10 protein-coding genes are annotated in these 14,300 nt (G+C 63.4%); 7 read left to right on the top strand and 3 right to left on the bottom strand.

The annotated features are described in order from the left end of the window. Nucleotides 1–43: 43 nt before the first annotated feature. Together E4631_RS11515 and E4631_RS11510 are read right to left on the bottom strand one after the other, a co-directional pair. Complete coding sequence (locus tag E4631_RS11515) at nt 44–2,071, bottom strand: IPT/TIG domain-containing protein (RefSeq protein WP_166647906.1); 2,028 nt, start codon at nt 2,069–2,071, stop codon at nt 44–46. A gap of 209 nt (nt 2,072–2,280) precedes the next feature. Next, nucleotides 2,281–2,760, bottom strand: a complete 480-nt coding sequence (locus tag E4631_RS11510) for a type II 3-dehydroquinate dehydratase (protein WP_133655268.1) — start codon at nt 2,758–2,760, stop codon at nt 2,281–2,283. Between the two features lie 184 nt (nt 2,761–2,944). Between E4631_RS11510 and xerD the strand changes: the two genes are divergently transcribed. The 3 genes from xerD to E4631_RS11495 all read left to right on the top strand — a co-directional run bounded on the left by xerD (nt 2,945) and on the right by E4631_RS11495 (nt 7,019). Further along, the gene (gene xerD / locus E4631_RS11505; protein WP_133655269.1) at nt 2,945–3,844 is read left to right on the top strand and encodes a site-specific tyrosine recombinase XerD; all 900 of its coding nucleotides are present in this window, start codon (nt 2,945–2,947) and stop codon (nt 3,842–3,844) included. Nucleotides 3,845–4,016: 172 nt separating this feature from the next. Beyond that, the gene (locus tag E4631_RS11500) at nt 4,017–5,174 is read left to right on the top strand and encodes a lipopolysaccharide assembly protein LapB (protein WP_133655270.1); all 1,158 of its coding nucleotides are present in this window, start codon (nt 4,017–4,019) and stop codon (nt 5,172–5,174) included. 138 nt (nt 5,175–5,312) lie between these two features. Continuing rightward, on the top strand, nt 5,313–7,019 hold the full coding sequence (locus E4631_RS11495) for a DUF6044 family protein (RefSeq protein WP_133655271.1): 1,707 nt from the start codon (nt 5,313–5,315) through the stop codon (nt 7,017–7,019). Nucleotides 7,020–7,087: 68 nt separating this feature from the next. On the opposite strand, the gene E4631_RS11490 is transcribed toward E4631_RS11495, so the two are convergent. Further along, nucleotides 7,088–7,543: a hypothetical protein gene (locus E4631_RS11490; protein ID WP_133655272.1), complete on the bottom strand. Its 456-nt coding sequence runs from the start codon at nt 7,541–7,543 to the stop codon at nt 7,088–7,090. A 205-nt stretch (nt 7,544–7,748) separates the two neighbouring features. Between E4631_RS11490 and E4631_RS11485 the strand changes: the two genes are divergently transcribed. From E4631_RS11485 to E4631_RS11470, 4 genes are all read left to right on the top strand, one after another. After that, nucleotides 7,749–10,655: a DNA translocase FtsK gene (locus E4631_RS11485; protein ID WP_133655273.1), complete on the top strand. Its 2,907-nt coding sequence runs from the start codon at nt 7,749–7,751 to the stop codon at nt 10,653–10,655. 208 nt (nt 10,656–10,863) lie between these two features. Continuing rightward, nucleotides 10,864–11,508, top strand: a complete 645-nt coding sequence (locus E4631_RS11480) for an outer membrane lipoprotein carrier protein LolA (protein ID WP_133655274.1) — start codon at nt 10,864–10,866, stop codon at nt 11,506–11,508. A gap of 174 nt (nt 11,509–11,682) precedes the next feature. Continuing rightward, nucleotides 11,683–13,002: a DUF2851 family protein gene (locus E4631_RS11475; protein WP_133655275.1), complete on the top strand. Its 1,320-nt coding sequence runs from the start codon at nt 11,683–11,685 to the stop codon at nt 13,000–13,002. Beyond that, entirely contained in the window at nt 12,999–14,288 is a 1,290-nt protein-coding gene (locus tag E4631_RS11470) for a hypothetical protein (protein WP_133655276.1), read from the top strand. Before E4631_RS11475 ends, E4631_RS11470 begins: the two co-directional genes overlap by 4 nt. Nucleotides 14,289–14,300 lie beyond the last annotated feature (12 nt).

Below are 14,300 nucleotides of genomic sequence, written 5' to 3'. Positions count from 1 at the left end.
AAAGGTAGGGGTAGGGCGGGGCCGTTGCCGCCCTTTTTCCGCCTTATTGCACCACCAAACGCAGGTGGCCGCGCCCCGCGCCGCCGTCCCACTCCACTACGTAGAGGCCGGCGGGCACCCCGGCCAGCGGCAGGTCAAACGCCGCCTGGCCCATGGGGCCGGTGGCGCTGGCCACGCAGCGGCCGGTGGCATCGAGCAGCCGCACCTGCGCGGGAGCGCCAGTAGCCAGCGGGCCGCTCAGGTGCACGAGGCGGGCGGCCGGGTTGGGGTAGGCGGCCAATTCGGCCGCGGTGGCGGCCGTTACGGCGGCTACCGGCGAGTAGGCCACGCGGCCATCGAGGTCCACCTGGCGCAGGCGGTAGTAGCGGGTGCCGGCCAGCGGGCGCGCATCGAGGCTGGCGTATTGGCGGGGGGTAGGGCTAGTGCCGGCGGCGGCTACGCGCGCTACTTCCTGCCAGGCGCTGGCCGCCAGGTCGTCCTGGCTTTCTACTACAAAGGCTAGGCTGCCGGCTTCCGACGCGGTGGCCCAGCTCAGGCGCGTGCCCTGGCCCGGCTGGTAGCGCGCGGCAAAGGCCGTGAGCACCACCGGCAGCGGGGTGCTGCTGGTATTATATGCCTGGTAGTAGTTGTTGCACAAATCAGTGGCTGTGGCCCCAACGCTGTAATTGATAACATCTCTGGCCGCCGCGATGTCGGTTGGATAGTCGAGGGTACGCTTCGCCTCGCCATTCGCAATAGAGAAATTCATGACGCCCATTGGCGAGATAATGTGCGTTAACTGTGCCCCGTGCCCTTGCTCGTGCAGCGCAATGCTCTCGAAGTCATACTCGGTACGATTCACGGAAGCGTCGGTGGAGTAATGCCAGGTATAGCCCGCAACGGGAGTAGTGGCAAAAGCATAATCGCTTTCCACAACCTGAAAGCTGGGCGGGTTGCTGGCGTCCGAGCAATAAGTAGAGTAGGAGTAGGTGGCACCCAGTACGTTGGCGCCGAGGTCGGCGGAGAAAAGCACCGCGCTAACGCCATCGGCGCTGATGGCATCAACGGAAGTGGGCGCACCCACCGTTCGGTTCACGCCCGCCTCGTAGCGCCAGTTGGTCAGCGCTCGCTCAAATGGTGCCTGGGCCGCGGCCGGAAAGCTCGGGCTATAGTGCAGGGTGTAGCCCCCTTTGCCATCTTGGCTGATGAGGTGTGGGCGGTAGGTCTGGTCATTTAAAATGGTAGTAGCCAGAGCATACATCACGGTCAGGGCGGTGGCGCTGGTGGTAGAGTTGCCGCCGTCGTCGGTTACCTGAAACTGGCCGGTACCCACCGCATTGCCCGTTTGGCTATACGACGGCACGCGCACCTGAATCTGCGTATCGCTCCAGCTGAGGTAGTCGCTGGGCAGGGGCTGGGTGAAGTTGGGGGCTGCATCGGAGCCGGGGGCATCGGCGTTGCGAAACTGCACAAACCCCTGGCCCTGCGTGGCGCCAAATCCCGTGCCCACAATGGTAAGCACCCCATCGGCGCTGGTGGTAGTGGTGGTAGCGGTGCCCGCCGTAACCGTAGCCGGCGAAAAGCTACTGATGGTGGGAGTCACGGTCAGCGGGCCGACGGCGGTGCGGCGCGTGGTGCGCGCCGTGGCCGCCAGCAGGTCGGCGTTGGGGCGCAGCTCGCGGTAGGGCGTGCCCCGGCCCGCCGCCAGCGCCGGGTACAGGGCCGCCCCAATATTGGCATAGCGCCCAAAAGGCTCGCTGGCCGACAGGGTAGCCAGGTCGTAGTGAATAAAGCCCTGGGGCCCGGCATAGAGCCGCCACTCGCCCGGCTGGGTCGGGTCGGCCTCCAGTAAAAATACTCCCTGCATGCCGGTAAGTATGGTGGGGCTGCTACTCACTTTTTCTTGCTCCGGGCCCAGCGTGCCGCCGGCGGTGCGCACGCTCAGGGTGCCAGTGGGTAGGATTCCGGTAAATACTTTGAAGACTTCGAGGGTGTGGCGCGTAAAAATATGCCGCCCCACCCCGCGCTCGGCCTGCTGGCTCAGCACGCGGGCCTCTACCAGCAAAGTGGCCCCCTGTAGGCGCTGGCTCAAAGGCATTGGTACCAGCATGCAGCTTGCCTGAGCTTGCAATTTGATTGGTACGGCTGTTAATAGCAAAAAACTTATAGCAATTGGTAAAATAAGTAAATGACGTAACATAAAATAGAAATTAATAAAGGGGAGTCGGCAAATATAATTGTCGGTCCTTCACTATTTCATACTACTGGCGTCATTTTTTTTGCGCAGCTGCCTACCCCCCCTCAGCGCCTGAAGCCCACCGGCCGAGGCCGCTGGCTGAGCAGGTAGTGCAGGGCCAGCCGGTAGCTTTCGAGCCCAAAGCCCGCGATGCTGCCCACGCAATGTTTGCCGATGTAGCTCTTGTGGCGAAAATCTTCGCGCCCCGCCAGGTTGCTCAGGTGCACCTCGATAACGGGCACGCCCGCGCCGGCCACGGCGGCCACGGCGTCGCCCAGGGCCACGCTGGTGTGCGTGAAGCCGCCCGCGTTCAGCACCACGGCCTGGCTGGCGGCCTCGCTACCCCCCTCGCCCCAGCCGGCAGCCGCGTGCAGGCGGTCGAGCAGGGCGCCCTCGTGGTTGCTCTGGAAGGCGCTGAGACTGAGCTCGGGAAAGCTACCCTGAAGCTCAGGCAGAAAATCGTCGAACGAGCGCGTGCCGTAGATGTGCGGCTCGCGGCGGCCCAGTAGGTTGAGGTTGGGGCCGTTGAGAATAAGAATGTTCATGTACAGTGAGCAATTAATAGTGAGCAGTGAGCAATGGCTAAGCAGCCTACCCGCGAGTGCAGCTACATCAAGCGGCAAAAAGCTACCCTTAACGGCCGTGCCCGTTCTTTGTGAGCGCAAACTACGGCGCGCTCTTGCGGACCAAGCTGCCTAGCCACTGCTCACTGCTCACTGCTCACTGCATATGACCTGGCCGCAAGCTATTAAACAATTTGATGGCTACCTGCGCCTGGAAAAGTCGCTTTCGCCCAACTCGGTGGAGGCCTACCGGCGCGATGTGCGCAAGCTGCACCAGTGGCTGGAGCTGGAAAACCTCAAAGCCAACCCGCTGCAAGTGACCACCCGGCTGCTGCGCGATTTTCTGGCGACGCTCACCGAGCTGGGGCTGTCGAGCACCTCGCAGGCGCGCACCTTGTCGGGCATCAAGGCTTTCTACGAGTTTCTCATCATGGAAGACCTGCTCAAAATTGACCCCACCGACACGCTGGAGTCGCCCAAGGCCGGCCGCCACTTGCCCGATACGCTGGCCTACCCCGATATTGAGAACCTACTGGCTGCTATCGACCTGAGCACCAGCGAAGGCCTGCGCAGCCGCGCCGTGCTGGAGGTGCTGTACTCGTCGGGCCTGCGCGTGAGCGAGCTGTGCGATTTGAAGCTCTCGAACCTTTACTTCGAGCAGGGCTTTATGCGCGTGCTGGGTAAGGGCAACAAGGAGCGGCTGGTGCCCATTGGGCGCGAGGCCGTGAAGCACCTGCACTTTTACCTGGGCGGCGTGCGCCAGCACCTCACGGTGCAGCCGGGCGCCGAGGACCTGGTATTTCTGAGTATGCGGGGCCGGCAGCTGTCGCGCATCACGGTTTTTACGGCCATCAAGAAGCTGGCCGAGCTGGCGGGCCTGCGCCAGACCATCAGCCCGCACACGCTGCGGCATTCCTTCGCTACCCACCTGCTGGAGGGCGGCGCCGACCTGCGCGCCGTGCAGGAAATGCTGGGCCACGTGTCCATCACCACCACCGAGATTTATACGCATCTCGACCGCGACTACCTGCGGCAGGTTATCACGGAGTTTCACCCGCGTAGCTAGTGAGTAGGTGGGCTAACTAAATGAAAGTCCGAGCGTATAATTAGGATTTTATCGCTTTCTTTGAGGGATGATAAAATCGTTTACTCTAGGAAGGTGGTTGGCAAGCGGTATACTGCTACTGACTCTGTTACTGGGCAGCCGGCCGGCCGCACAGGCGCAGGATGTGCCAATTATGCCCACTATAGGGCTCGATAGCGTGCAGGTGGCCCCGCAGGCCGTGGATATTTCGGGCTGGCTCCTCCTCGACAAAGACATTCAGCTGGAGCTGGAGGGCGCGGTGCAGAATATGTACAATTTCAAGTTTGATAAGGCTAATAAACAGTTTCGCTCGTTGCGCCGGCGCTACCCGCAGCACCCGATGGCGTATTTTCTGCTGGGCATGAGCACTTGGTGGAAAATAATGCCCAACAGCGTTACCGACACCCGCTACGACAAAACCTTCCTGGCCTACATGGACACGGCCCAGACCAAGGCCGAAGCCCTCTACAAAGCCGACGCGCATAATTATGAAGCCTGCTTTTTTCTGGCGGGAGCCTATGGGCAGGAGGCACGCCTGCACGCCGAGCGCCACGACTGGCGCAAGGCTACGGTGGCCAGCCGCCGCTCGCTCAACTACTTGCAGAAGAGCCAGGAGGCCAACGGCTTGAGTAGTGAATTCCTGCTTGGGCAGGGCCTGTTTAATTACTACGCCGATTGGATAAGCGACGAGCACCCCTGGCTGCGGCCGGTACTGTTTTTCTTCCCGAAGGGCAACCGCGAGCGCGGGCTGGCCCAGCTGCGGAAAGTCAGCCAAACGGCTTTCTACACCGGCAATGAGGCGAAGGTGTACTTGATAGATATTATGAGCGGCGAGCGCGAAAAGCAGTCGGCGGCGGCCTGCGAGCTGGCCCGGCAGCTGAGTGCGCAGTTTCCGGATAATGCCTATTTCCAGCTCCGCTATGCCCGGCTGGCGTTCGAGCTGGGCCGGCTTGAGGAAAGCGAGGTCGCCTGCCGGTCGGTGCTAAACAAGTACGCCAGTGGCCAGGTGGGCTACGAGGCCTATAGCTGCCGGCCGGCGGCCTATATTCTGGGCTACCTGATGCAGCATAAATACCACGACCTGGCCCAGGCCAAGGACTATTACCAGCGTTGCGCGGTGTACTCCGAGCAGGTAGGCATGACCAAGCGCGGCTACTACATTTTCGCCCAAAGCAGGCTGGCCAGCCTGGCCGTGCGCGAACAGGATGTGCCCGCCGCCCACCGCTACTACCGCCTCATTGTGGAGCAGGCCGACACCGGCGAGCAGGAGTACAAAGAGGCCCGCGCCTGGCTGCGGGCTCATCGGCAGTAAGTAGCGCGAACCGGAAAGTTCGCGCGCGCATCGTCGGGCGCATCGTGCGGCTCCGCCTGCTCGCTGGCGCTCGCGCACGAAGCTGGAAAGTTCGTGCTGCTTGCCGTTTACTTTGCGCCCCGTATTTAGCCCACGCTGTTGAAACCACTTCGCCTTGCCCTGCTGGGGCTACTGCTGTTTATGCTGCTGCTGGTGGCACTGGGGCCGCGCACGTTCATCATTTTGCACGACAACCTGGAGGCCGAGGTGGTGTACGCCTACCTGCTGGCCAAGCTGCACCTCACGCTGGCTGGCGGCCCCGGCGTAGTAATGCCGCCCATTATGGATGGCCTGCCGCGCGATGCTATGCGCTCGGGATTGAGCATGACGTTGCTCATTTTTAATATATTGCGCGATTCACCGCTGGCGGCCTACCTGCTGCACGAGGCACTGGTGCGGGTGGTGGCGCTGCTGGGCATGTACTGGCTGCTGCGTCGCTACGGCCTGTCGCAGCCCGCGCAGCGGGGGCTGGCGGCGGCCGTGGCGCTGCTGTGGGCCGTGCTGCCGGCCTACAGTATTTTTGGGCTGAGCGTGCTGGGCCAGCCGCTGCTGCTGCGCGCCGCCCTGGATTTGCGCCGGGGGCTGTCGCGCCGGCTGGCGTGGGCCGTGTGCGCGGCGTTTCCGTGGTGGTCGGCGCTGGTGCTGGTGGGGCCGTTTATCGCGGCGGCGTGGGGGGTAGGGCTACTGCTCGACCTGGCGCGCCGCGGCCGCGCCGCCTGGCCGGCCACCTGGCGGGGGGTAGGCGGCCTGGCGCTGCTACTGGCCAGCTACGCGCTGGTAGAGTGGCGCATGGTTGATAGCCTACTGGTAGCCAAGGAGTTTGTAGCGCACCGCGAAGAATTTGACCTAGGCCGGCTTTCGCCGCTGGGAGTGGGGGTAGGGCTGCGCGAGGCGGGGCAGCTGTTCTGGCTGGGGCATTACCACGCCAGCCCGTTTTTCAAAGGCGGCATCGTGCTGGCGGCGCTGGTGGCGCTGGCGCAGGTGGTGGGGCCAGCGCGGCGGCGTCTGGTGCGGCAGGGTGCGGCGGTGCTGGTGAGCGTAGCGGCGCTGTGCGGGCTGGCGGCCTTGCTGCCTCAACTGTCTATTTACTGGCAGCGGCAGCTGCCGCTGCTGCACGCGTTTTCGCTGGGGCGGTTCTACTTTTTGCTGGCGCTGCCCTGGGTGCTGGTGCTGGTGCTGGCGGTGCGGCAGCTGCCGGCCGGCCGGCTGGCCTACGCGCTGGTGGCGCTGCAAGTGCCGTTTGCGCTGGCCGCCAACCCCGAGTTTACCAACAACCTGCGCGCCCTGGCTGGCCACCCGCGGCCCAACGCGCCGGGCTACGCGGCCTACGTGGCGCCGGGCCTGCTGCGACAGGTGCGGACTTTTATCGCCACCCGCACCGGGCAGCTGCCGCCTGCCTACCGGGTGGCCTGCCTGGGCCTGCCGCCCGCCGTGGCGCAGCTCAACGGCTTCTATACCCTCGACTCGTACCAGACTATTTATCCCCTGGCCTACAAGCACGCCTTCCGGCCCATTATTGCCGGTGAGCTGGCCAAGAGTCCGGCCCTGGCCACCTACTTCGACGCCTGGGGCAACCGCTGCTACTTGCTGTCGGCCGAGCTGGGCCGCCAGTTTGCCATTGGCAAGCAGCCGGCCCGCCAGGTGCAGCACCTGGCCTTCGACGCGGCAGCTTTTCAGCGGCTGGGGGGACGCTACGTGCTTTCGGCCGTGCGCTTGGCCCACCCGGCCGAAAGTGGCCTACACCTGCTGGGCGTGTTCGATGACTCGCAAGCCTACTGGAGGGTATACCTGTACGGGGTAGGGTAGGGGTAGGAATTAAAAACCCGACTATCAAATTGTTAATTCCTACCCCGGATTTCTTGCCAAAGAATGTTTTATGCGGCTGCCGAGCGGCCGGTGCGTTGCTGCTGGGCGTCGCGGCGCTGGCATTCGTGTAGCCAGACGGCGGCTTCCTCTACGGTTGTAAAAAGCTGTAATTCAAATTTATCTGCAAAGGGGTCTTTTGTCAATAAAGAGCTCAGGTCTGCCTCGGTGTGGGGCTGAAGCACGTGGGCTATGTAGCGCAGCCCCAGGTGCGTGGCCTGCGGCGCCCACATCCGCTGCAACCAGTCGACCGAATCAAACCATGGCCCCCTAATCTGGCTATTATCGTTGAGCAGGTACGGCGAAGGCATCTGGCGCAGGGCCTCCAGCGCGCCGGCCGCGCCTTGTTCCGCATGAGCGGGAGCTACAAAACCCTGCCAGGTAGTGCGCAGCCAGCACTCGGCGGGTATATATTCGGTAAGGCAAAAGGCGTGGTCAGCAAAGTGGCGGATAACAGAAACCGACATGAACAAGTAGTAAAAAGTTGGGAGATAGTAGGAGGAAGAATCAATAAAATAGAGATAGCTGCAAAATTAGAAACAGAATCAGTCTCTGAGCGCCCCCGTCGCCCCATTGGCTCGTGGCGGCCCAGCGACGGCGCTTTCCGCGTGGGCAAGCCCCACCCAAAAGCGCCGTCGCTGGCGTAGATTTGACCTTTTCGTTTGCCCGTGCATGGCTTCTAATAATTTCCGAAATCCAACTGGTGGCCCGGCGGCCACCAATCGGCCGGGGCCTGCGCCAGCCGACAATGCCGCGCGCCCGCCGCGTGGCAACACGCCGCGCTCTGCCCCCGAGAATGGGGCCGGGGCAGGCCGCGCGGCAGCGCCCGCGGCAAAGTCGCGGCCTGCCCCAGCGCAGCCCCGCGCCCCGCGGCGGCCGCTGCCCGGCCTGGGCCAGCTCACGGCTTTTTTGCGCGACCGGCGTTTTCACCTGCTCATCGGCTTCGGGCTGCTGCTCGGCTCGCTGTACCTCACCATTGCTTTCACCTCGTTTCTGCTCAGCGGGCGCGCCGACCAGAGCGTGGTGGCTGCCCTGGGTACCGTACCGGTGAAGGAAGCCGGTCAGGAAACCGGCAACTGGCTGGGCCTGCTTGGGGCCTGGCTGGCCGAAAAATTCATCTACCGGGGCTTTGGCCTAGCCTCGTATGCACTCATTCCGATAGTCTTTTTTCTGGGCTATAAAATCGTGTTTCGGAAGGCCGCTGGCTCGGTGAGCTACGTGCTGGCCCTAGGCCTGTTTACGATGCTTTGGACGAGCACCCTGCTGGGCTACGTAGTGGTGCAGCTGGCCGTGCCCGCCGCCAACCTGCCCGCGCCCGACCCCACCCAGGCGCACCGCCTCGACTGGCTCAGCGGCGGCGCTGGCTACGAGCTGGCGCTGTGGCTCGACTCGCTTATTGGCTGGGGCACGGTGCTGCTGCTGGCTTTCGGGCTCATCATGTTCGTAGTGTTCTTCTTCAATATTACTACCTTAAATCTCAACCTGGGTGGTGCCGATGACGAAGAAGAGGAAGCCGCAGCCGAAACCGCCGCGCCCGTAGCTGCCGCCCGGCCCGCCAAGATGGGCGAAAACCGCGCCGCCGCGCCCATCCCTACCCCCCTGCCCGAGCGCGAACCCGAGTTTGAGCCCGCCCCCATTCCCGCGCCGCGCCCCAGTGCCCTCAAGGCGCCGGTGCTCACCAGCACCAGTCTGGAGGTAGCCCCGGCCGCGGCAGAAGAAGTGGAGATGGAGCCCGCCCCAGCGCCCACTGCTGGGGTAGAAAGCCTGCAGGCCGCGCCTGCTACGCCGCCCGCCGCCAGCGGCCCCGCATTCTCCTTCGAGCTGCCTGCCTCGGAACCCGAAGTGGCTCCTGCGGCGGCCGTGGCTGCCAGCATCCCTACCCCCCTCTCGCTGGCCGACCTGGCTGATAGCCCGCTACCGGCTCCCAACCCCAAGCTTCAGGCGCCCGGCCCCAAAAACCTGGAAATCACCGTGCCCAGCCGCGACGACCTTGACCCCAACGCCGGGGCCGACATCGCGGCCGTGTCCGACGAAGACGAGCTGGCGGACCAGATGCCGGACGTGAACTACGACCCCACGCTGGACCTTTCGCGCTACCAGTTCCCTACCCTGGAGTTGCTCAACGACTACGGCGTGGCCAAAGCCCAGGTAACCAAGGAGGAGTTGGAGGCCAACAAGGACCGCATTGTGGAAACGCTGGGGCACTACGGCATCACCATCGCCAGCATCAAGGCCACTATCGGGCCCACGGTTACGCTCTACGAGATTGTGCCCGAGGCCGGGGTGCGCATCTCCAAAATCAAGAGTCTGGAAGACGATATTGCCCTGAGTCTGGCCGCGTTGGGTATTCGTATCATCGCCCCCATTCCGGGCAAGGGCACCATCGGCATTGAGGTGCCGAATGCCAAAAAGGAGATGGTGAGCATCCGCTCGGTGCTGGGTAGCGAGAAGTTTGCCCGCACCGAGATGGACCTGCCCATCGCCTTCGGCCGCACCATCACCAACGAAGTATTCGTGGCCGACCTGGCCAAAATGCCCCACTTGCTGATGGCCGGCGCCACGGGCCAGGGCAAGTCGGTGGGCCTGAACGTGATATTGGCCTCGTTGCTCTACAAGCGCCACCCGGCCCAGCTCAAGTTCGTGCTGGTGGACCCCAAGAAGGTGGAACTGAGTATCTTCAACAAGATTGAGCGCCACTTCCTGGCCAAGCTGCCCGACACGGAGGAGGCCATCATCACCGATACCAAGAAGGTGGTGAACACGCTCAACTCGCTGTGCATGGAGATGGACCGGCGCTACGATTTGCTGAAGGAAGCCGGCTGCCGCAACCTGAAGGAGTACAACCTCAAGTTTGTGGAGCGCCGCCTGAACCCGCGCAAGGGCCACCGCTTCCTACCCTTCATCGTGCTGGTAATTGACGAGCTGGCCGACCTGATGATGACGGCCGGTAAGGAAGTCGAAACGCCCATTGCGCGCCTCGCGCAGCTGGCCCGTGCCATTGGTATTCACCTCATTGTGGCTACGCAACGGCCGAGCGTGAACGTGATTACGGGCATCATCAAGGCCAACTTCCCGTGCCGGATTTCTTTTAAAGTGACCAGCAAAATTGACTCGCGCACCATCCTGGACACCGGCGGGGCCGACCAGCTCATCGGGCAGGGCGACATGCTGTTTTCGGCCGGCTCGGACCTGATTCGGGTGCAGTGCGCCTTCATTGACACGCCCGAGGTGGACCGCCTTTGCGACTACATCGGCGAGCAGCAGGGCTACGCCGACGCCTACCTGCTGCCCGAGGTGGCCGGCGCCGACGGCGACGAGGGAAGCGGCAACGAGGAACTGGACCCCAGCGAGCGCGACTCGATGTTTGCCGAAGCTGCCCGCTGCATCGTGCTGCACCAGCAGGGCTCTACTTCGCTCATTCAGCGCAAGTTGAAGCTGGGCTACAACCGCTCGGGCCGCCTCATGGACCAGCTACAGCAGGCCGGCGTGGTAGGGCCATTCGAGGGTAGCAAGGCGCGGGCCGTGCTCATTCCTGATGAGTACCAACTGGAGCAGCTGCTGGCTACGCTGCCGAAATAAGAGCTGTGCGGTAAGCTTTAGCTTGCCGGGCGTAAGGCTCGGGTGCTAAAACGGCAAGCTAAAGCTTACCCTACACTCTCCCGGCAAGCTAAAGCTTACCCTACAAATTACCAATCATTCCTGGATAATTGACTTTGGCCGACCTTTTGCATACGTTTTACCGTATCAAGCTCGCCCTACCCCACTAAGCTGGGCCTTTACCTTCCCCATGACCAAGCAATTAGCTCTATTCGCCCTGGCTGCTACCCTGGCCTTGCCCGCCGCCGCGCAGCAAGACCCCAAAGCGGGCAAAATCCTCGACGCGGTGAGCGCCAAGTACACGGCGCTCAAGTCGTTCCAGGCCGCTTTTACCCAAACGCTGGAAAACCCCGCTGCCAAGCTCAAGCAGAATATAACCGGCGAAGTGACCGTGAGCGACCAGAAATACCACCTCGCCACCGGCGGCCAGGAAGTCATCAACGACGGCAAGACTACTTGGACCTACCTCAAGAACGAGAATGAGGTAAATATCTCGGAGTCAGACCCGTCGAACCAGGATATGTCGCCGGCCCAGATGTACAGCATGTACAAAAAGGGCTATAAATACACCTATGTGAAGTCGCTCAAGGACGGCGGCGTAACCAGCGACCTCCTTGAGCTGACGCCCGAAGACCGCAAGAACGACGTGTTCAAAGTGCAGCTCATTGTGGGCACGGCCGACCACGCCATCCACAGTGTGAAAACGTTCAAGAAGAACGGCACCCGGACTACGTTCTCCCTCAAGAACTTCAAGCCCAACGTAGCCGTGACGCCCAGCACCTTTGCCTTCGACAAGGCCGCCCACAAAGGCGTGAAAGTGGTGGACTTGCGATAAGTGCAGGGTAAGCTTCAGCTTGCCGTAGAGCACTTATATAGTAGTAATCTACTGAATTTAAATAGAACGGCCTGCTTCTCACGGAGCAGGCCGTTCTATTTTTACATAATTTTTTGAAGTGATAAAATAGGAATTGCCCGACTCCCGGCAAGATAAAGCTTACCCTACTCTGTGATGCGCGAAGATTTTCTCCACTACGTCTGGCAGCACCAGTACTTCGACAAGGCTGACCTGCGCACCACGGCCGGCGAGGAAATCCAGGTGCTGCGCCCCGGCCAGCGCAACGCTGATGCCGGCCCCGATTTTCTAAACGCCCGCCTGCGTCTGGGCGAGGTGGAGTGGAACGGCGCGGTGGAGATTCACCTGCGCGCTTCGGATTGGCAACGGCATAATCACCAGGTAGATAAAAAATATGACCAGGTAGTACTGCACGTAGTACTTACTGCTGACGCCGACGTGCACCGTACCAACGCCAGCCTGATTCCGGCGCTGGCGCTGGCCCCGCGCCTGGCCCCCGACCTGCTGGCCCGCTACGAGGCGCTGGTGGCCGCGCCGCCCGCCGCCCCGCTGCCCTGCGCGCCGCTGCTACCCCAGGTGTCGCAGCTGGTGCGCACGATGATGACCGAGCGCGCCTTGCTGGAGCGCGTGGAGCACAAGGCTGATACCATTGCCGAGCTACACGCGCACCTCGGCGACGACTGGGAGGCGACCGCCTACCACGCGCTGATGGCCGCCTTCGGCTTCCAGAAAAACAGTGAGCCGCTGGCCCGCCTGGCCAAGGCTGTGCCGCTGGCCGTGCTGCGCCGCCATCGCCACGACCCGCGGCAGCTGGAGGCGCTGCTGTTTGGGCAGGCCGGCTTGCTGGTGGAGAATACCGAAACGGCGGCCGACGACTACATCCGCGACCGGCGGCAGGAGCACGAGTTTTTGCGGCACAAATACGGGCTGGGCGAGGCCGCGCTAGCTGCCCACGAGTGGAACTACCTGCGCCTGCGGCCGGCCAATTTTCCGGCCGTGCGGCTGGGGCAGCTGGTGGGGCTGCTGCACCGCCGCCCGGCGCTGTTCGACGCCTTGCTCACGGCCCAGAGCGTGGCGGCGCTCACCGAGTTTTTTGCCGGCGCGCCGGCGCCCGACTACTGGCGGGCGCACTTCCGGCCCGGTCGGGGGGGTAAGGTGCCCAGCCTCGGCAAAAGCAGCATAGAATTGCTCATTACCAATGTGGTAGTGCCGCTGCGCGTGGCCTATGCCCGCCACACGGGCCAGCCCACACTGGTCGAGAGTAGCATTTCCTTGCTCACCGAGCTGCCCGCCGAGCACAACCAATATACCGACCTCTACCAGGAATTAGGCTTTGAGCACCGCACGGCCGCCGACTCGCAGGGCTTGCTGGCCTTGCACAAGGGCTACTGCGCGCCCCGGCGCTGCCTGCACTGCGCCATTGGGGCGCGGCTGGTGGGCGGGGGTAGCGAAGCGCGCCTGCGCCTCAACCGATGAGGCTGGCCCTGGCTATACTGCTGAATCTGGGGCTGCTGACCGGCCTGGGAATCTGGCTGCGTGCGGCTTACCGCGCGGCGGCGCCCCGGCTGCGCCGCTGGCTGCTGCCGGCCCTGGCCTGGCGGCTGCTGCTCACGGCCATCGGCACCCAGTTTCCGGAATCGGACATGGTGTATGCGGTTATTAATAGTAAATTGATAGCTAGCGTCCTATGGGAGCAGCCGGCTCGGGCGCTGGTCGTTTTGCAAAATGCCAGCTTCACGTGGCAAGGCGCACACTTCCACATGTATGCGTGGTCCAATACGTTGTTTTGGTACAAAATAATCGCGTTGCTGAGTTTGGCTACGGGTGGCCAGCTCTGGCTCGACGCGCTTTACCTCAGCATCGGTTGTTTTATAGGCTGTTGGTACCTGGTGCGGGCGCTGGCGCAAACGCTGCCCGCCACGCCGGCCGGGGCTGGCCTGGTAGCGTTTCTGCTGTGGCCCACCTTGGTGTGGTGGACCAACGGCCTGACCAAGGAGACGCTGCTCGTTGGCACCGGGGCCGGCTTCGTGGCGCTGGCCTTGCCGGTGCTGTACGGCAGCGGCCTACCCCGGCGGTTTTGGCTGGCGGTAGGGCAGCTAGTGGGCGGCCTGCTGCTGGCCTGGGTAATGGTGCGGATGCGCTATTACTTCGCCCTACCCCTGGTGGGCGGCGTGCTGGCGCTGGCGGCCGTGCGCCGGGCCACGCGGCGCGGCTGGCTGCGGCCGGCGGCCGGGCCGCAAGTGGGCGCCCTGCTGCTGCTGCTTACTCTGGCCGGCGCAGTGGCCGGCGCGCTGGGAGGCGAGCAAATGGAGCTGACCTACTTCAGCCACGAAGTCGATGCCAACTACCACCACGGCCTGCTGACTTCCCCCAACCGGCCCCACGTTACCTACGCCGACTGGGACCCTACCCCCCTCGGCCTGCTGCGGCACGCGCCGCTGGCGGCCGCGCAGGTGCTGGTGCGGCCCTGGCTGGGCGAGTCGGCACTGCCGCTCTATGTAGGCGCGGCCCTGGAAAATGCGCTGCTGCTGGCTCTGGTGCTGCTGGCGCTGGTGGCCGCCGGGCAGGGTAGGGGTGGCCGCCTGCCCGTGGCATTGACCGTGTTGCTGCTGGTGTATTGCCTGCTGCTGGCGGCCTTCATCGGCCTCAGCACCCCCAACTTCGGTACGCTGAGCCGCTACCGCGCCGGCCTGCTGCCTTGGCTGCTGCTGCTGCTGCTCCAAAACGACTACGCCCGGCAGGTGCTGAAGCGGCTCGTCTGAGCCAGGCCGCGG

Source organism: Hymenobacter sp. UV11, from assembly GCF_004684095.1.
GTDB lineage: Bacteria > Bacteroidota > Bacteroidia > Cytophagales > Hymenobacteraceae > Hymenobacter.
Note: the sequence above shows the minus strand (reverse complement) of the source record. Positions and strands in the feature narration are given on the sequence as shown.

What these genes read in the sequence shown, in the direction of transcription:
- E4631_RS11500 (WP_133655270.1), top strand. Translation starts at nt 4,017, where the DNA reads ATGCCCACTATAGGGCTCGATAGCGTGCAGGTGGCCCCGCAGGCCGTG.
- E4631_RS11470 (WP_133655276.1), top strand. Translation starts at nt 12,999, where the DNA reads ATGAGGCTGGCCCTGGCTATACTGCTGAATCTGGGGCTGCTGACCGGC.
- E4631_RS11475 (WP_133655275.1), top strand. Translation starts at nt 11,683, where the DNA reads ATGCGCGAAGATTTTCTCCACTACGTCTGGCAGCACCAGTACTTCGAC.
- E4631_RS11480 (WP_133655274.1), top strand. Translation starts at nt 10,864, where the DNA reads ATGACCAAGCAATTAGCTCTATTCGCCCTGGCTGCTACCCTGGCCTTG.
- E4631_RS11490 (WP_133655272.1), bottom strand. Translation starts at nt 7,543, where the DNA reads ATGTCGGTTTCTGTTATCCGCCACTTTGCTGACCACGCCTTTTGCCTT.
- E4631_RS11485 (WP_133655273.1), top strand. Translation starts at nt 7,749, where the DNA reads ATGGCTTCTAATAATTTCCGAAATCCAACTGGTGGCCCGGCGGCCACC.
- xerD (WP_133655269.1), top strand. Translation starts at nt 2,945, where the DNA reads ATGACCTGGCCGCAAGCTATTAAACAATTTGATGGCTACCTGCGCCTG.
- E4631_RS11510 (WP_133655268.1), bottom strand. Translation starts at nt 2,760, where the DNA reads ATGAACATTCTTATTCTCAACGGCCCCAACCTCAACCTACTGGGCCGC.